The 16659-nt window shown below is 63.2% G+C and carries 17 protein-coding genes and 1 riboswitch; of the genes, 2 read left to right on the plus strand and 15 right to left on the minus strand.

Annotated features, from left to right (window positions below):
- Positions 1-3: 3 nt before the first annotated feature.
- Positions 4-1557, minus strand: a complete 1554-nt coding sequence (locus R6254_RS01525) for a M20 family metallopeptidase (RefSeq protein ID WP_318403858.1) — start codon at positions 1555-1557, stop codon at positions 4-6.
- A 182-nt stretch (positions 1558-1739) separates the two neighbouring features.
- Between R6254_RS01525 and R6254_RS01530 the strand changes: the two genes are divergently transcribed.
- Positions 1740-2576 carry a DUF72 domain-containing protein gene (locus R6254_RS01530; protein WP_318403860.1) on the plus strand — a complete coding sequence of 279 codons (837 nt, stop codon included), beginning with the start codon at positions 1740-1742 and terminating at the stop codon, positions 2574-2576.
- Here the strand turns inward: R6254_RS01530 and otnI are convergent.
- The 6 genes from otnI to R6254_RS01560 all read right to left on the minus strand — a co-directional run bounded on the left by otnI (position 2560) and on the right by R6254_RS01560 (position 8423).
- Positions 2560-3384, minus strand: a complete 825-nt coding sequence (otnI, locus tag R6254_RS01535) for a 2-oxo-tetronate isomerase (protein WP_318403862.1) — start codon at positions 3382-3384, stop codon at positions 2560-2562. The two genes, R6254_RS01530 and otnI, sit on opposite strands and share 17 nt — an antisense overlap.
- Before the next feature lie 30 nt (positions 3385-3414).
- Positions 3415-5349 carry a SulP family inorganic anion transporter gene (locus R6254_RS01540; RefSeq protein ID WP_318403863.1) on the minus strand — a complete coding sequence of 645 codons (1935 nt, stop codon included), beginning with the start codon at positions 5347-5349 and terminating at the stop codon, positions 3415-3417.
- Between the two features lie 40 nt (positions 5350-5389).
- On the minus strand, positions 5390-5815 hold the full coding sequence (locus R6254_RS21995) for a hypothetical protein (RefSeq protein ID WP_318403864.1): 426 nt from the start codon (positions 5813-5815) through the stop codon (positions 5390-5392).
- Entirely contained in the window at positions 5812-6420 is a 609-nt protein-coding gene (metW, locus tag R6254_RS01550; RefSeq protein ID WP_318403865.1) for a methionine biosynthesis protein MetW, read from the minus strand. The genes R6254_RS21995 and metW overlap by 4 nt, the downstream gene beginning before the upstream one ends.
- Positions 6414-7583 (minus strand): homoserine O-succinyltransferase MetX, encoded by a 1170-nt coding sequence (gene metX / locus R6254_RS01555; RefSeq protein ID WP_318403867.1) that lies wholly within the window; start codon positions 7581-7583, stop codon positions 6414-6416. The genes metW and metX overlap by 7 nt, the downstream gene beginning before the upstream one ends.
- Before the next feature lie 276 nt (positions 7584-7859).
- On the minus strand, positions 7860-8423 hold the full coding sequence (locus R6254_RS01560) for a TMEM165/GDT1 family protein (protein WP_318403869.1): 564 nt from the start codon (positions 8421-8423) through the stop codon (positions 7860-7862).
- 5 nt (positions 8424-8428) lie between these two features.
- A riboswitch (yybP-ykoY riboswitch) is annotated at positions 8429-8623 on the minus strand.
- 173 nt (positions 8624-8796) lie between these two features.
- Between R6254_RS01560 and R6254_RS01565 the strand changes: the two genes are divergently transcribed.
- Complete coding sequence (locus R6254_RS01565) at positions 8797-9999, plus strand: ammonium transporter (protein ID WP_318403870.1); 1203 nt, start codon at positions 8797-8799, stop codon at positions 9997-9999.
- 35 nt (positions 10000-10034) lie between these two features.
- Here the strand turns inward: R6254_RS01565 and R6254_RS01570 are convergent, their stop codons facing one another.
- From R6254_RS01570 to R6254_RS01605, 8 genes are read right to left on the minus strand one after another with little or no spacing between them, the layout of a single operon-like run.
- Positions 10035-10547, minus strand: a complete 513-nt coding sequence (locus R6254_RS01570; protein ID WP_318403872.1) for a GNAT family N-acetyltransferase — start codon at positions 10545-10547, stop codon at positions 10035-10037.
- Between the two features lie 29 nt (positions 10548-10576).
- A complete protein-coding gene (locus R6254_RS01575; protein ID WP_318403873.1) occupies positions 10577-11776 on the minus strand; it encodes a PP2C family protein-serine/threonine phosphatase in 1200 nt (399 codons plus the stop codon).
- 33 nt (positions 11777-11809) lie between these two features.
- Positions 11810-12697, minus strand: coding sequence for a patatin-like phospholipase family protein (locus tag R6254_RS01580; protein WP_318403874.1), 888 nt, complete (start codon positions 12695-12697; stop codon positions 11810-11812).
- The gene (locus R6254_RS01585) at positions 12694-13038 is read right to left on the minus strand and encodes an STAS domain-containing protein (protein WP_318403875.1); all 345 of its coding nucleotides are present in this window, start codon (positions 13036-13038) and stop codon (positions 12694-12696) included. The genes R6254_RS01580 and R6254_RS01585 overlap by 4 nt, the downstream gene beginning before the upstream one ends.
- Before the next feature lie 26 nt (positions 13039-13064).
- Positions 13065-13544, minus strand: a complete 480-nt coding sequence (locus R6254_RS01590; RefSeq protein ID WP_318403876.1) for an ATP-binding protein — start codon at positions 13542-13544, stop codon at positions 13065-13067.
- Positions 13545-13546: 2 nt separating this feature from the next.
- Positions 13547-14965, minus strand: a complete 1419-nt coding sequence (locus tag R6254_RS01595; RefSeq protein WP_318403878.1) for an ATP-binding protein — start codon at positions 14963-14965, stop codon at positions 13547-13549.
- A complete protein-coding gene (locus R6254_RS01600; protein ID WP_318403880.1) occupies positions 14962-15321 on the minus strand; it encodes a response regulator in 360 nt (119 codons plus the stop codon). The genes R6254_RS01595 and R6254_RS01600 overlap by 4 nt, the downstream gene beginning before the upstream one ends.
- Position 15322: 1 nt before the next feature.
- Positions 15323-16651 carry an ATP-binding protein gene (locus tag R6254_RS01605; RefSeq protein ID WP_318403882.1) on the minus strand — a complete coding sequence of 443 codons (1329 nt, stop codon included), beginning with the start codon at positions 16649-16651 and terminating at the stop codon, positions 15323-15325.
- Between the last annotated feature and the right edge of the window lie 8 nt (positions 16652-16659).

Consider the following 16659-nt stretch of genomic DNA (forward strand, 5'->3'; position numbering starts at 1 on the left):
CGCTTATGGCATCTGGGCCATCACATTTGCCACGGCCGCGGTGATTTTTTTGGCGTAGGGCACATGCAGGAATTCATTCGGTCCATGCGCATTGCTCCTGGGACCCAACACACCGCAGACCATCATTTGCGCCTTGGGGAAACCCCGGCTCAACATGCTCATCAGCGGAATCGTGCCGCCCTGGCCAATGGTGCCGCAAGGCGCGCCGTAATAGGCTTGCGAGGCCTCGTTCAGTGCCTTGTCAAACCAAGGCGCGGTGCTGGGCGCATTCCAGCCAGTGGCGCCGCCGGCACTTTGAAACGTGACCTTGGCCTGGTAGGGCGCATTGTCTTCGAGCAAAGTCTTGAGCTCCTGCACCGCGCTGGCGGCGTCCACCAGCGGCGGCAAACGCAGCGACAGTTTGAAGGCGGTGTAGGGCCGCAACACATTGCCGGCATTGCCCATCTCGGGAAAACCATCGGCGCCGGTCACACTCAAGGTGGGTTTCCAGGTGCGATTCAGCAAGGCCTCGACCGGGTCGGTGGTGGTCGGCAGCGCAAAGGTGGTGGCGCCGCCGCAGTCGTAATGCGCCCACGGAAACCGTTTGTAAATTTCGTCACCCAGAATTTTCGCCGTGGCCTGGGCCTGCTGCAGACGCTCGGCCGGAATCTCGCAGTGAAAACTGGCCGGCAACAGGCGGCCGGTCTTGCTGTCTTCGAGCCGGTCCAACACCTGGCGCATGATGCGAAAGCTGGACGGCACCAGGCCGCTGGCGTCGCCCGAATGCACACCTTCGGTCAAAATTTCAACCTTCAGCACACCGCTGGCCATGCCGCGCAAGGAGGTGGTCAACCAGAGCTGGTCGTAGTTGCCGGCGCCGGAGTCCAGGCAAATCACCAGGCCCACATCCCCCAGCCGCGTGCGCAGCGCATCGACATACGGCAGCAAGTCGTAGGAGCCGCTTTCCTCGCAGGTTTCCACCAGGCCCACAATGCGCGGATGGGGCACCTTCTGCGCCTTCAAGGCCTGGATCGCCGCGATGCTGGCGTACACCGCATACCCATCGTCGGCGCCGCCGCGGCCAAACAACTTGCCGTCTTCGTATTTGGGCGTCCAGGGCCCGAGGTCCTTGCGCCAGCCGGTGAACTCGGGCTGTTTGTCGAGGTGGCCGTACATCAACACCGTCTTACGGGCCCCCACGCTCCCCACTGCGTGTGGTTCGCTGCCCCCCGAGGGGGCCTTCGCGCCTTGGGGCGGCCCGGCGGCGCTCAAGTCGCCCCCCGATGAGGCCGGCACTTCAAAAAACAGCACCGGTGTGCGGCCTTCCAGGCGCACGATCTCCAGCTTCAGGCCTTCGACTTTTTGCGCCTCGACCCAGGCCGCGGCATTACGCATCACGGTGTCAATGTGGCCGTGGCTGGCCCAGTCGGCGTCGAAGGAAGGCGACTTGGCGGGAATGGTGATGTAGTCGGAAATTTGCCGGACGATGTCGCCGTCCCATTGGGCGCTCACATCGGACAGGGCTTGGGCGGAATCGAGGAGGCCGGCGGGCATTTCGCGGTGCAGGGGGGCGTTCATAAAAACTCCGGTGGTGGGCGGCTGCGGGACAAGCCGCTGAACTCTGGCCTGAGAGTGTAGACAGGCTCTCACTGTACCTGCGCCTGTCACATCTCGCCAGCCCGCTGGCGAAGCGCAGCGGCAGGCCGGGTCATTTTCTGCAACCATGTGAACACCTCGTCCTCTCTTGCAGGAGTTCTGCCTTGAAAAAATTCGACCCTCCGCACACAGGTGTTCGTATCGGCATAGGCGGCTGGACGTATGCGCCCTGGCGCGACAACTTTTATCCTGCCGGCCTGCCGCACAGCCAGGAGCTGGGCTACGCCAGCCGGCAACTCAGCGCCATCGAGGTCAACGGCACTTATTACAGCAGCTTCAAGCCGCCTGTTTTCGCCAAATGGCGGCAGGAGACCCCCGAGGATTTTGTGTTGTCGCTCAAGGCCAGCCGGTTTGTCACCCAGCGCCGCGAACTCGCGGGTGCCGGCGAATCGATCACCCGTTTTGTCGAAAGCGGCATCAGTGAACTGGGCCACAAACTGGGGCCCATCGTCTGGCAGTTCATGCCCAGCAAAATATTCGAGGCCCAGGACTTCGAGGCCTTTCTGGCCCTGTTGCCCCCCGAGGTGGACGGTTGTCCCTTGCGCCACGTGCTGGATGTACGCCACCCCAGCTTCATGTCCGAAGAATATCTGGCGCTGGCACGCCGGTACCGATGTGCCACGGTGTTTTGCGACTCGGACGATTACCCGAGGTTTGCCGACCTGACAGCCGATTTTGTGTACGCACGGCTGATGCGCAGCGAAACCAGGTTCAAGAGCGGTTATGCGCCCAAGGCGCTGGACCATTGGGCCGAGGCCGCCCGCACCTGGGCCGACGGCAGCGAGCCGCCGGACTTGCCGCGCGTGTCAAAGCCGGCGCCGGCCGGCACACCGCGCGAGGTGTTTGTGTTTTTTATCAACGGCGCCAAGGAGCGGGCGCCTGCCGCCGCCATGGGCCTGCTGGAGCGCCTGGGCTGGGCGCGTGCTACAGATAAGGCTTGAGCCAGCCCAGCCCGGCCGAGGTGCCGCCAGGCTGGCCGCCCAGACGTGGCCGGTATTCACAACCTATCCAGCCGGCAAACTGCAACTCGTCGATCACGGAAAACAGATAGGGGTAGTTCAACTCGCCGATGTCCGGCTCCTGTCGCTCGGGCACACCGGCGATCTGCAAATGGCTGACACCGCCGGTGGGCAGGTATTTGCGCAGCTTCATCGCCACGTCGCCTTCAACAATCTGACAGTGGTACAGGTCCATCTGCACCTTCAGGTTGGGCGCGCCGACCAGGGCCAGGATTTCATGGGCATGGTCTTGCCGGTTTAGAAAAAAGCGCGGAATGTCGCGGGTGTTGATGGGTTCGATCAACACCTCGATACCGACCTTGGCGGCCTCGGCCGCGCCGAAGCGCAGGTTGGCCACATACGTGGCCTGCGCCGCTTCGCGTGTCATGCCCTCAGGCACCTCGCCGGCCATCAGGTGAATCCGCGGGCAATTCAGAACGCCCGCATAATCCAGCGCCAGCGCCAGACCGGCACGGAACTCGGCTTCCTGCCCGGCCAGGCAGGCCGTGCCCTTGCGGCCGGCACTCCAGGCCTGCTCGATGCTGGCCGCATCTTGGCCACCGGGCGGCGCATTGAACAAGACCTGCTGCAAACCGTTGGCCTGCAAACGCGCCGCCAGTTCCTGGGCGGGCCAGCTGTAAGGCGACAGATACTCGACCGCCTTGAAGCCGTCGCTGGCGGCCGCCTCGAAGCGGTCCAGAAAGGGCAGTTCGGTGTACATCAGGCTGAGGTTGGCGGCAAATTGGGGCATGGCGTCAGTAGAAGGGGTGGAAGAAAAAGATCAGGGTGAAGGGGTAAGGTCGGGACCCGGCACACTGCGGCATTCCCAGAAAATACGCGCCGTGCATTGTTGGCAAATAGCCGGGTCCAGCTTGGGAAAAATCGTGGCGATGGCGCTGCGTTTGTCGGCGAACTGGTGGTCTGGCCCAAGCAGGCTGGTGAAACCCGTGGTCTGCCACATTTCCAGCACTTCCGGGCGCGGCCGGTGAAAGTACAAATCACCGCCCATGGCGCGGCGTGCATTCAACTCGGCCTCCCACAGCTGCGCACCGGCCAGGTCGATGAAGTTCATGCTTTTGCCCATCACCAGCAGATGTTTTTGCGGCTGCGGCGCGTGGCGCAAGGCGTGCAAGGTGTCGGCCACATGTTGGGTCGCGCCAAAATACACCTCGCCCTCCATCCTTAGCAACTTGAGCTGCGGGCATTCCGGCAAGTAATGCGCCCCCACGCTCGCCGCTGCGCGTACTTCGCTGCCCCCCGAGGGGGCGCTGCGCCTGCGACCCGGCGAAGCCGGTTCCGCGGCCCCTTCTGGTGAAGAGGGGCTCCCCCCGTTTTTCACTTCGTCGTCGATCACCACAAACTGCCGGTCCGGCGAGGTGCTGTCAAAACCCATGGTGCGCATCGCCGGTTTGGAGGTGCGGTACAAAAATGACATCAGCGACAACAGGGTACCCAGCAAAATCGCCATTTCCAGCCGGATGGTGACGGTGGCCACCATGGTCGCCAGCGCCACCGCAAACTCGGTGCGGCTCAGCCTGAACAACTGGCGCCAGCGGGTCAGGTCCAGCAAGGCCACGGCCACCATCAGCAGCAGCGCGGCCAGCGCCGCCATCGGGATTTGCGCCAGCAGGGATGCGCTGACCGCCACCAGGCCCAGCAGCAACAAGGCAGAAAACACCGACGCCAGCGGTGTGCGCGCACCGGCTTGCAGATTGGGCATGGAGCGGTTCATGGAACCGCAAGACACATAGCAGGAGAAAAATCCGCCGACGATGTTGGACAGGCCCTGGCCGCGAAACTCGCGGTTCGCATCAATCCGCTGGCCGGAACGCGCCGCCACGGCCTTGGCAATCGAGATCGCCTGACCCAAAGCCACAATCGTCAGCGCAAAAGCCAGGCCCAGCAGATCCGGCACCGAGGCCCAGCTGATATGTGGCACCTCGAAACGGGGCCAGGGCGTGGCGATGGTGCCCACGGTGCGCAGGGCCATGGCCGGCGTGACCGGCTCCGGCACCATCACCTGGAACCAAAACACCGCCAGCGCCGTCGACACCACCAGTCCCACCAGCATGAAGGGCCAGCTGGGCCGCAGCCGGCGCACCGCAATCGCTGCGGCCGCCGTGATCGCCGCCACAACCAAGGCCGCTGCTTGTGCATGGCCGAGCTGCGAGCCCACATGCGCCAGCACCGCCCCGGCGCCATGCTCCGCGGCCGGTGCCAGCCCCAGCAGATCCGGCAGGGCGTAGACCGCAATCAGCAAGGCGGCCCCGGAGGTGAAACCGAACAAGGCCGCCGGGGAAATAAAGTTGGCCAGGCTGCCCAGGCGCAAAGCGCCTATCAGCCACTGCATGATGCCGACCAAAACCGTGACGGCCAACGCCAGCTGGATATAGGCCGGGCTGAAGGCCATGGCCAGCGGTGACAACATGGCAAACAGGGCCAGCGAATTGGCATTGGTCGGTCCCGACATGACATGCCAGCTGGAGCCAAACAGCGCGGCGATGATGCAGGGCACGACGGCGGTGTACAGCCCGTATTCGGGCGGCAGGCCGGCCAGCGTGGCAAAGGCAATGCCTTGCGGCAACACCAGCACGGCGCCCAGCAAACCCGCCATGGCGTCGACACGTAACGTGTTTCGTGTGACGGTTCGGACCCAACTGCCGAACAGGCGCTCCAACAGCGTGGGGGCGTTATTTTTTTCCAGTTGACCTTGCATGGGCTTGAGCATAACTTGGGTCGACTGCGCGTCGCATCACTCAGGCCAGACCGAGCAGGCGCAACGACAGGCCGATCCCCGCCGAAACTGCGATGACCGTGATCACGCCCCATTGGAGCTGCCATAACGCCAGCGCGGCGGCAAGGACCAGCGTCAGTGCCATCCAGTCGGGTTGTGTGTCAAATAGCCCTTGAACCACCGCTGGATAAGCGACAGCAGCTATAAAAAACAGAGCGAGCTTGGCAATCACGCCCACCACGGCAGCCGTCACGGCCGCCAGCGGCGCGGTCAGTTGCTGGTTGCCGCGTGTGGACTCGACCAGCTCGCGGTGCATGATGGCAATCTGCCCGGCCGGGCCGCCAAAGCTGATAAAACCCAGCTGTAACCAGAAACGAAAAGCTGCGCCGAAGGAAATGGCGCTGGGCGCGTTGGGAACGCTCGGGCTGTCGGACGCCCGCTGCTTCATGGGGCGTCGGTTCGCTGAAACTTGAACACCGCACGGCTGGCGCGTGCATTGGGCCAGAAGCGAATTTCCTGGCCGTCCTGCAGCCCAAACTGATCCAGAATCTCCAGCCGGTTTTTCAAGGCCAGGGCCTCGAAGTCCTGCAAGGTGCCGACACGGATGTTGGGCGTGTCATACCACTGGTAAGGCAGCACCCGGGTCACGGGCATGCGGCCACGCAACACGGCCAGGCGGTTCGGCCAATGGCCGAAATTGGGGAAGGCGACGATGCCGATGCGGCCCACACGTGCGGTTTCACGCAGCATGACTTCGGCATTGCGCAGGTGTTGCAAGGTGTCGATCTGCAACACCACGTCAAAACTCGCGTCGCCAAACATGGCCAGGCCTTCGTCCAGATTCAGCTGGATCACGTTGACACCACGTGCGATACAGGCCTGCACATTGGTATCGTCAATTTCCACGCCATAACCGGTGCAGCCGCATTCGGCCGTCAGGTAGTCGAGCATGGCGCCGTCGCCGCAACCCAGGTCCAGCACACGTGAGCCCGGCGGCACCAGGCGGGCGATTGACAACTGGTCGGCAGAAAGCTGGCGGGCCGGGTTCAACATGCCGCCACCTTGCCCTGGAAGTAGGAGCGCACCACGTTCATATAACGCGAGTCGTCGAGCAAGAAGGCGTCATGGCCATGCGGCGCGTCGATCTCGGCGTAACTCACGTCGCGCTGGTTATCCAGCAAGGCCTTGACAATTTCGCGGCTGCGCGACGGCGAAAAGCGCCAGTCGGTGGTGAAACTCACGAGCAGGAATTGAGCCTTGGCCTGCGCCAGCGCCTGGGTCAGGTTGCCGCCAAAAGCCTGGGCCGGGTCAAAATAATCCAGCGCCCGGGTGATCAGCAAATAAGTGTTGGCGTCAAAATATTCGCTGAATTTGTCGCCCTGGTAACGCAGATAACTTTCAATCTGGAACTCGACTTCCTGCGTGGTGTAACGAATGCCGGCTTCGTCGCTGGACGTGCCGTCTGCCGCCACCAGGTTTCTGAGCTTGCGGCCGAACTTCTCGTTCATCACGTCGTCGCTGAGGTAGGTGATGTGGCCAATCATGCGGGCAATGCGCAGGCCGCGTTTGGGCAAGACGCCGTGGCGGTAAAAGTGGCCGCCGTGAAAATCCGGGTCGGTGACGATGGCGCGGCGCGCCACTTCGTTGAAGGCGATGTTTTCGGCCGTCAGGTTGGGCGCGCTGGCCACCACCACGGCGTGGCGCACACGATCCGGGTATTGCAAGGTCCAGCTCAGCGCCTGCATGCCGCCCAGACTGCCGCCCATCACCGCAGCCAGGGTCTGGATGTCCAAGGCGTCGAGCAGGCGCGCCTGCGCGTCCACCCAGTCCTGCACCGTCACCACCGGAAAGTCAGCGCCGTAAATTTCGCCGCTGTCGGGATTGATCTGCATGGGCCCGGTCGAGCCGAAACACGAACCCAGGTTGTTCACGCCGATGACAAAAAACTGGTCCGTGTCCACCGGTTTGCCGGGACCTATCATGGTGTCCCACCAGCCCTCGGACTTGGGCAGCACCGCGCCGCTGGCATCGAGGTAAACGCCGGCCACGTGGTGCGAGGCGTTGAGCGCGTGGCAAATCAACACGGCATTGGACTTGTCGGCATTGAGCGTGCCGTAGGTCTCGTAGCTCAGGTCATAGGCCCGAATGGCCGCGCCGCTTTGCAAGGGCAAAACATCGGCGAAATGCATGGACTGTGGCGTGGCAACTAGCGTCAAGATGAGGCCCGTAACAAACAACGTACAAAAAGAAAACCCGGCATCGCTCAAAGCGAGTCCGGGTTCTGGATGTCGTCTTTAGCTGAACTTTTTAAGCGCCCGCAAGCTGAGCAAATCGGCGCTAAGAAAGTATACCCCCACGATCGCTCACCGCGTGTAGCTCCCTGCCCCCCGAGGGCGCCGCTGCGCCGGCGGCCTGGTGGAGCCAGTTCCCCGGTCCCTGCTTGCAGGGCAACGCCTCCACGGTCGCTCGCCAGCAGTGGCTCTTTGTTCCGGTCAGGCCTTGATCAGCAGCGCCGCCAGCCCCAGCCCGGCGAAAATCAGGGCAGACACCACATGCACCACACGCAGCGGCACCAGGCGGGTGACACGTTCACCGAGCCAGACCACGGGCGCATTGGCCAGCATCATGCCCAAGGTGGTGCCGGCAACCACCGCGAAGTAGGCCTCGTAACGCGCGGCCAGCATCACGGTGGCAATCTGGGTTTTGTCGCCCATTTCGGCCAGGAAAAACACCAGCACGGTGGTGGCAAACACACCCAGGCGCGGCGCCTTCCCCGTGTCTTCATCGTCGAGTTTGTCGGGAATCAGCATCCAGATCGCCATGGCAATAAAAGACACGCCCAGAATCCAGCGCAGGGTTTGCGGGCTGAGCAGGGTGGTGACCCAGGCGCCGAGTGCGCCGGCCAGGGCATGGTTGGCGACGGTAGCGACAAAAATGCCGAGAACAATCGGCCAGGGCTTGCGAAAACGTGCGGCCAGCACCAGGGCCAGCAATTGTGTTTTGTCGCCCATTTCGGCGAGGGCGACGATGCCCGTGGAGACGAGGAAAGCTTGCATTCAAAAAACTCCGGCCGAATACCCATGACTGCATAGCATCCCCGGCCTGAAGCGGAGGCTGTGCAGTCAAAGGTCTCGCTGAGTTCCAGGCAAATGCGCTGGAGCCGCTTGCGCCATGTCCAGCCGTTGACGGCCGGGCAAGTCTGTTGACGCAAGCCCCGTGCAGAAGTGCAGGGTGGCTACTCCCCAATGACAGACGTCTATTCTAACCGGGCCGCCCAGCCCCTAATCGCTTTGACCTGAAAGCCCCGGGCATAGGGCATCCAAGTTGGTGCGCACCCCTATGGCGCAGTTTTTGCTTGATTTTGGTGCTATTGTTTTTTCTGATTCGCTTTTGCACTGAAACAACTCAAACCACTAAAGAGAGGGGCTTATGGACGCACTAAAACAGGGCTCGGACGCCTTGTTCATTCTTTTGGGCGGCATCATGGTGCTGGCCATGCACGCCGGTTTTGCTTTTCTGGAGCTCGGCACGGTTCGCAAAAAAAACCAGGTCAATGCCCTGGTCAAGATCCTGGTGGACTTTTCCGTGTCTACCGTGGTTTATTTTGTCGTCGGTTACGGCGTGGCCTATGGCACGCATTTTTTTGTAGGCGCCGAACAACTGGCCCTCAAAAACGGCTACGAGCTGGTGAAGTTCTTCTTTTTGCTGACGTTTGCCGCGGCGATTCCGGCCATCATTTCCGGCGGCATTGCCGAACGAGCGCGTTTTTACCCGCAATTGATCGCAACGGCGGTGATTGTGGGTTTTGTCTACCCCTTCTTCGAGGGGATTGTCTGGAACCAGCATTTTGGCGTGCAGGCCTGGATCAAATCGCTCACCGGCACGGAGTTTCATGACTTTGCGGGTTCCATCGTGGTTCACGCCATGGGCGGCTGGCTGGCCTTGCCAGCGGTGATTCTGCTGGGCGCACGCCGCAACCGTTACCGCAAGGACGGCGGCATCTCGGCACATCCGCCGTCCAGCATTCCTTTTCTGGCGCTGGGCGCCTGGATTTTGACCGTGGGTTGGTTTGGCTTCAACGTCATGAGCGCCCAAACCATAGACAAGATCTCCGGCCTGGTCGCCGTGAACTCGCTGATGGCCATGGTGGGCGGCACCTTGGCGGCGCTGGCCATCGGCAAAAACGACCCGGGTTTTGTGCACAACGGCCCGCTGGCCGGCCTGGTGGCCGTCTGCGCCGGTTCGGACCTGATGCACCCGCTGGGCGCGCTGGTCACAGGCGGCATCGCTGGCGCCGTGTTTGTGCTGATGTTCACCTTGACCCAGAACAAATGGAAGATCGACGACGTGCTGGGTGTTTGGCCGCTGCACGGCTTGTGCGGTGCCTGGGGCGGCGTGGCGGCCGGCATTTTTGGCAGCAAGGCCCTGGGTGGGCTGGGCGGTGTCAGCCTGGGCGCACAACTGATTGGCAGCGCCATGGGTATCGCCTGGGCGTTGCTGGCAGGTTTTGTGGTCTACGGCCTGATCAAAATGACCCTGGGGCTGCGCCTGAGCCAGGAAGAAGAATTCCAAGGTGCTGACCTGTCCATACACCGCATCGGCTCCACGCCGGACCGCGAGGTCAACTGGTAAGGTTGATAGAAAACAATAGCGCCAGTTGATTGGGTCTACACCCTTTTCGTCAGCTCACAGCTGACACGTTGCACACCCCGGTCTGGCGGCTCATCAAAACCGGCCTCCAGTCCGTGCTTGCGCATGAAGGCCAGCATCCGCAGATTCACGTCGAGCACGTCGCCGTAGAGGTGACACAAGCCGGCGTCGCGTGCGCCATCCATGAGGGTGGTCATCAGCCGGCTCGCCACCCCTGTGCCCTGCCATCCGTCCAGCACGCTCAGGGCCAACTCGGCGCTGCCGCGTTCAGGGTCGACGATGAACCAGCCCGCCTCGCCGATGATTTCCTCGCCATCGGCACCCCAGATGCAGGCCACCCAGGCCGCATGCCGGATGTTGTCGGCATTCACCAGATAGGCCACCAACTTGGGCGAGGCGCCGCTGATGCCCCCATGGAAGCGGTTTCGTCGTGACGGAACGCTGAGGCCCAGCAAAAATCCCTGCATGGTCTGGGCATCCTCCACGCGCACACGGCGCACGAACACGGTAGGTCGCACAGGCTGATTCATGGTGGCGCACTCCGGTGGATTCACGATGTTCATGGCCCGACAGATTCACGTATCAAACCGAACAAGGTCACGTCGTCATGCGCCTCGAACGCGTCCACATGCGCAGCCAGCTGCGCGCGCACGCTGTCGACCATTTCCTGCGCCGAGCCAGCTTGACGGGCCAGCGCCTGCCCCAGCGCCTCTTCGCCAAAAGGTCCAGACACACCTCGCGCCTCGGTCACCCCGTCGGTGTAGAGGAGCAGCCTGGCGCCTGGCTGCAGCGTCAAGGTCTGCACGGCACAACGGTTGCCGGCCAACAGCCCCACCGCTGGCCCCGTGATGTCGAGCCGCGTCATGGGGCCGCCTTCTGCCTGCTGGGCAAACGGCGCTTCATGGCCGGCATTGAGGTAATGCATACGCCCGCTGTCCGGCTCCAGCAGGGCGAAGAATACCGTGGCGAACATGTTTTCGTGCCCGTGCACGGTGGCGATGTAGTCATTGACGAAAGCCACGCTGCGCACCAGCGTCGCGGGGGGGGACTCCTCGAGCGCCGCCTGGCAGGCCACCGCGCGCAGCAGCGTGCGGAACAGCGCCATGTAGAGCGCCGCACCCACGCCCTTGTCACACACGTCGGCGACCACAAACGCGAGCGCGCCTCCAGGCAGCGAATAGGCATCGTAGAAATCGCCACCGACCTGTCGGGCCGGCGTACAGCTGGCGCCCAGCGACCACCCCGCCAGGCTCGGTAGTTCCGCGGGCAGGAAACCTTGCTGGATGCGCTGGCCGATCTGCAATTCGCGGGAGAGCGCCTGCAGCAGCTGGCTCTTGTGATCCTGCAGACGCTTCTTGGCCAAGGATGATTCGATGCGCGCCTGCAGCACCACGGGGTTGAAGGGCTTGGGCAGGTAGTCGTCAGCCCCCAGCGCCAGGCAGCGCACCACACTTTCGCTTTCGTCGATGGCCGAGACCATCACCACGGGCAGCTGCGCCGACAGGGGATCGGCCCGGATACGGCGCAGGGTTTCGTAGCCGTCCATCTCGGGCATGGTGATGTCCAGCAACACCAGGTCCCAGTCCTGCTGCTGCAGCTTGTCGAGTGCATCGCGTCCGTTGATGGCCGTGCCCGCCTCGTGCCCCAGCCGTTGGATGCGGCGCACCAGCAGGTCGCGGTTGAGCTCGAGGTCGTCGACCACCAGGATGCACATCTGGCGCTCCAGGTGTTCCGTCGGTGTTGGCGTCGGCTTGGACATCAGGCCAGGGCCCGCATGGGGTTAGCCACGGCCTCAGGCCGTGACAACGGCAACACGTTCGCGATCTGCATCGAGCAGCGCGCGCAAATAGGGCAGTTGCTGCAAGGCGGCCTGCTCGCCCTCTTCGATGATGTAAGGCACTTTGTCGGTATCGAACAGGCGCACGCGTTGCTTGAACTGCGGCAGGATCAGAATCATCTCGGAGTGGTGCACCGCACTCTGAAAAGCCAGGCGCGACTTTTGCAGATTGTTCGCAAGGATCGCGCTGAGCTGGGCCGCAAAACGTCCCGCACTGCGGATGTTGTCCTGGTAGGGGCTCTCGAAACCCACCGCGACGATCACGCGGCTGCCGTTCTTCATCGCTACGCTGATCGGCAGCGGGTCGGCCATGTAGCCATCGATCAGCAGCCGGCCTTCCAGCTTGACTGGCGCAAACGCCAGGGGCAGCGAAACGCTGGCGCGAATCGCATCGACGAGGTCACCGCGGGTGATGTCGACCAGTTCGCCATTCATGAAGTCGGTGGCCGTGATGTGCAGCGGAATCGGCGTGTCCTCGATGCGCTGTTGCCCGAACACCTCGCGAAAGGCCGAGAGCATGGGGCCATCGTCACGCAAGCCAAAACTGTCCGGCTGAAAACCGAAAATTTTGGGTGCCAGCAGGCGCAAAAAACCCATGTTGTTGCGCTTGGAGGTCATCTTGCGGGTCCAGGTACGCAGGGTGATGTCCGTCATCCTGGCGGCGTCGAAACCCAGCGCCACCCCGGCCGCGAACAAGGCGCCGCCGCTGCAGCCGACCACGCGATCGATGCCTATGCCTGCGTCGGAGAGTGCCTTGACCACACCGATGGAGGCCGCGCACTTGACGCTGCCCGAGCCGATCACCAGCGTGACCGTCGGACCCTGAATCGGCGCGCGCTTCATGCGGCCTCCGTGAAGCTCTCCACCGCGTGGCGCACGTCGGGAAAGATTTTGAGAATGCTGGTAAAGCCGGCGATCTCGAGCACGCGCTGGACCTGAGGCTGCACCGCGGCCATACGCAGGTCACCACCGGCAAGTCGGCAACTCTTGACCGTGCCCAGCAGGGACCTGAGGCCGGCGCTGCTGGTGTAGTTCACCAGCGAAAAATCGGCCACCAGACGTGTGTTGCCCTGAGCAATCGATTCCGCAAAGCGTTGGGTCAATTCGTCGGCACTCAGGCTGTCTATGCTGCCGGTGATGGCCAGGACAAACGTTGTGTCGTGTGGTGTGATGGTGATTTGCAAGTGCGTTCTCCAGGATTCAATGGGGGTCATGGGGTCGTGGTCAGCGACAGGTACTTTTCGACGGAGAGGACGTTGCCGCGGCTTGGGTGGCGTTGGTAGTGCTGGCGGTCTGAGAGTTGTCGGATCAGGTGCACGCCCAGGCCGCCCAGCGCTCGCGCCTCGACCGCGGCGCTGGCGTCCACCGGTGCGACCAACAAGGGGTCGAAAGGTCGGCCCTGGTCTTCCAGTGTCAACACGATGCGGCGTGGACCTCCCTGATGCGCCTGATGCACGACCCGGACCTCCAAACTCAATGGGCCGGCCTGGCCTGCTGGGTAGGCGTGGTGCATGACGTTGACGCAGGCCTCCTCGACGATGAGTTGCAGGTCGTGGCAACTTGACGCGTCAATTTGCTCGCGCTGACATATGGCCGCCATCAGGGCCAGCAGCGCCGGCAGCTTGGCGAGTTCGGCCTTGCACACGATGCGATCTATCACGTTAGCGGGTGCGGTGTGCTGCTCTGTCATGCCTAGTGCTCCGATGGCGGTGGCGCTGACTGTGGCGAAGACACCGGCTGGGGCAGCCAGACGCTGAAGCAGGAGCCCGCGCCGGGCGTGCTGCGCACTTCAATGTCGCCGCCCATCAGACGGCACAGGCGACGGCTGATCGCCAAGCCCAGGCCACTGCCGCCAAAGGCCCGCGTGCTGCCTTCGTCGGCCTGGAGAAAGGGCTGAAACAGTTGACCGATTTCCTCGGCGCTCAGGCCGATGCCGGTATCTTCGACATCGAAGCGCACTTCCAGCGCCCCGGCTTGTGGCTCGCGCGTGAACGCGCGTAGCCGCACGTTCCCCTGGGCCGTGAACTTGGCGGCGTTGGACACCAGCGCGACCAATACTTGCCGCAGGCGCTGCGCATCCACATGGATCAAGGCCAGACCCGGCTGGATGTCGACATACAGGCGATTTCCGTTGGCGATCAGCATAGGCTGCACGACGGTCTCGACGGACAAGAGCAAGCCGCGCAGGTCGCAGTCCTCAAGGTTGAGCTGGATCTTGTTGGCGTCCAGCCGGGTCAGGTCCAGCACGGCGTTGATCATGGCCAGCAAATCCTTGGCCGCATGTTTGATGCGGCCCAGGTCGGCGCGGGCCGTAGGTGTTGTGTTGTCGGCCAGTTCTTCTTCGAGCAACTCGGCGTAACCGAGCACGGCATTGAGCGGCGTTCGCAGCTCATGGCTCATATTCGCCAGAAAAGCGCTCTTGGCCTTGTTGGCCAATTCGGCCTCCTGGCGCGCTTGTTCCAGGTGCACGGCCTGGGCTTCGATCTCGCGATTGCGCTCTTCCAAGGCCGCGCGTGTTCTGGCGGTGCGCAGTGATTCGGCATAAATCGCGTGGCCGAAGAGCGACAGGTAGAGCGCCGCGGCCACGGCCGACAAGGCAATGGTCAGCAAGGAGGTGTCGGGACGGAACTCGAAGCCCGTCGCGGCAGCGCCTATGACGATGCCGATCGCCATGGCCACCAGGCCGCGCAAGGCGTGGCCCATTCCGCCCGAACCGAGGTTCGATGCATGCATGGCCCCCCCCAGGGCGACGATGATCCAGGGGTTGAGGCCCGAGAGTCCGCCGTAGATGCCGATCAGGCAAGAGTCAACCAGCAAGGCGCGCATCTCGCTGCGTCGGCTATCGATGGCGCGACAACTCAGCCAATAGGCCAGATACGGCCAGGTCAGCATGACCAGCCCCGCCCACCACAGCGCGGTCGGCGGCTGCGTGGTGAAAACCGAGCCGAGCAACAGGCCGGCGGCCAAATGGGCGCCTATACGCACCGGGTAGTTCACGCGCACCCCGCCGTACAGGCGCCGTGGCGCGACCGACACGTCCTTGGCCGTGCGCGGGGAATCGGGTGCGTAAGCGACCTCTGTCGCCGCAGGCAGGCCGGGCAAGGACGTCATAACAGCCCCTCGATCTTTGCCAGCAAGCGTTCGAGTTCGATCGGTTTGGTGTCGAAATCGTCGCAGCCTGCGTCCAGCGCGCGCTGGCGGTCCCCCTCCATGGCATGGGCGGTGAGCGCGATCACCGGGATCTCGCGCAAATCGGGGTTGGCCTTCAGGCGACGTGTGGCCTCCCAGCCGTCCATGATGGGTAGGCTCATGTCCATCAGGATCAGTGCCGGCCGGTCGCTGGCCGCCGCGCTCAGGGCATGCGAACCGTCGAAAGCCATCGCCACCTCATAGCCGCGCCGCAGCAGTCGCCGCGACAACATGTCCCGGTTGAGCTCGTTGTCCTCGACCAGCAGGATTTTTGGCATGTCAGTCCGCGGCGGCGTTGTCGACCAGAGGCATTTTCGCGAGCACGGCCGCGCGAAACTGGCTGCCCTCGCCGAAGGTGCTGACAGCGGTCACGTCGCCGCCCAGCATGCGGCACAGCCGGCGGCTGATGGCCAAGCCCAGGCCCGTGCCGCCGTACTTTCGTGTTGTCTCGGCGTCCGCCTGCACAAAGGGCTGGAACAGCCGCTCCAACTGCGAGGGAGTCATGCCGATACCGGTGTCGCTGACCTCGAACACCACCATGGGACGGCCACCCGCGTCGAGTCCGCCAGTGGTGTTTATCGAAATGCTGCCATCACTGGTGAACTTGGTCGCGTTCGAGACCAGGTTGATCAGCACCTGTCGCAGCTTCGTCAAGTCGGACTGCATCAAGCCCAGGCCTTGCGCGCAATGCACCTGCAAACGGTTGCGGTTGATGGCAAGCAGGGGCTGCGTGGTCGAGTTCACCTGGTCCAGCAGTTCGGCCAGCTCGAAAGACTCGACATGTACTTCGATCTTGCCCGCTTCAATTTTCGAGAGGTCGAGCACATCGTTGATCATTTGCAGCAGATGCCGCGCCGCACCCTTGATGCGGCCCAGGTCGGCAAGCGCACTGTCGAACTCGCCACGGTCCGCGAAGTCTTCCTCCAGCATCTCGGTGTAGCCGATGACGGCATTGAGCGGCGTGCGCAGCTCATGACTCATATTGGCCAGGAAGGCGCTCTTGGTGAGGTTGGCGGCCTCTGCCTGCTCACGCGCTCGCTCGGCAATCTCACGGGCCTGTTCGAGGTCCGCCTTTTGTTGCTCGATGACCTGGTTGCGCGCATGAACCTCGCGCTTGGCGTTAATGGCCTGGCGCGTCTGGAAATGGGACGCCAGGCCGAACGCAGCTGTGTAGGTGACGACAGCGAGTGCCGTCATAACTTGCGCCAACAGCGGTACCGGCAAGACCTCGAACCCAGTGCCTAGCCCCGCAACCACAATGCCGAGTGCGAAACATCCGGCGCCGAGCAGGCCCGGACGCAGCCCGCCTATGCTCAGGTTGGCGGCGTTGATGGCGGTGAAGGACACCACGCCAATCCACAGATCGAGGCCGGTCAAGGAGGTGAACGCCCCCATCAGGAAGGTGTCGACCAGCAAGTTCCGTTGCTCGGCGGCCTTGCTGTCGTGCGCGCGGCTCGCCAACTGATAGGCCAGATGTGGCCACAACAAGGCAATGCCGCAGATCAGCGCCAGGATGCCGACGGGGACGGGACGCAGTTGCAACACCGAAAGCGCCACTGCGGCACAGAACCCGTGCCCGATGATGCGCAGGCCGTAGTCCAGGCGCACGGTGGGGT

Origin of the sequence: Polaromonas potterensis, assembly GCF_033446725.1 — a bacterium.
Taxonomy (GTDB): Bacteria; Pseudomonadota; Gammaproteobacteria; order Burkholderiales; family Burkholderiaceae_C; genus Polaromonas.

Excerpts from the sequence above, each read along its gene's own strand:
- R6254_RS01525 (WP_318403858.1), bottom strand. The coding sequence starts at position 1,557 with ATGAACGCCCCCCTGCACCGCGAAATGCCCGCCGGCCTCCTCGATTCC.
- otnI (WP_318403862.1), bottom strand. The coding sequence starts at position 3,384 with ATGCCCCAATTTGCCGCCAACCTCAGCCTGATGTACACCGAACTGCCC.
- R6254_RS01540 (WP_318403863.1), bottom strand. The coding sequence starts at position 5,349 with ATGCAAGGTCAACTGGAAAAAAATAACGCCCCCACGCTGTTGGAGCGC.
- R6254_RS21995 (WP_318403864.1), bottom strand. The coding sequence starts at position 5,815 with ATGAAGCAGCGGGCGTCCGACAGCCCGAGCGTTCCCAACGCGCCCAGC.
- metW (WP_318403865.1), bottom strand. The coding sequence starts at position 6,420 with ATGTTGAACCCGGCCCGCCAGCTTTCTGCCGACCAGTTGTCAATCGCC.
- R6254_RS01560 (WP_318403869.1), bottom strand. The coding sequence starts at position 8,423 with ATGCAAGCTTTCCTCGTCTCCACGGGCATCGTCGCCCTCGCCGAAATG.
- R6254_RS01565 (WP_318403870.1), top strand. The coding sequence starts at position 8,797 with ATGGACGCACTAAAACAGGGCTCGGACGCCTTGTTCATTCTTTTGGGC.
- R6254_RS01570 (WP_318403872.1), bottom strand. The coding sequence starts at position 10,547 with ATGAATCAGCCTGTGCGACCTACCGTGTTCGTGCGCCGTGTGCGCGTG.
- R6254_RS01575 (WP_318403873.1), bottom strand. The coding sequence starts at position 11,776 with ATGTCCAAGCCGACGCCAACACCGACGGAACACCTGGAGCGCCAGATG.
- R6254_RS01580 (WP_318403874.1), bottom strand. The coding sequence starts at position 12,697 with ATGAAGCGCGCGCCGATTCAGGGTCCGACGGTCACGCTGGTGATCGGC.
- R6254_RS01590 (WP_318403876.1), bottom strand. The coding sequence starts at position 13,544 with ATGACAGAGCAGCACACCGCACCCGCTAACGTGATAGATCGCATCGTG.
- R6254_RS01595 (WP_318403878.1), bottom strand. The coding sequence starts at position 14,965 with ATGACGTCCTTGCCCGGCCTGCCTGCGGCGACAGAGGTCGCTTACGCA.
- R6254_RS01600 (WP_318403880.1), bottom strand. The coding sequence starts at position 15,321 with ATGCCAAAAATCCTGCTGGTCGAGGACAACGAGCTCAACCGGGACATG.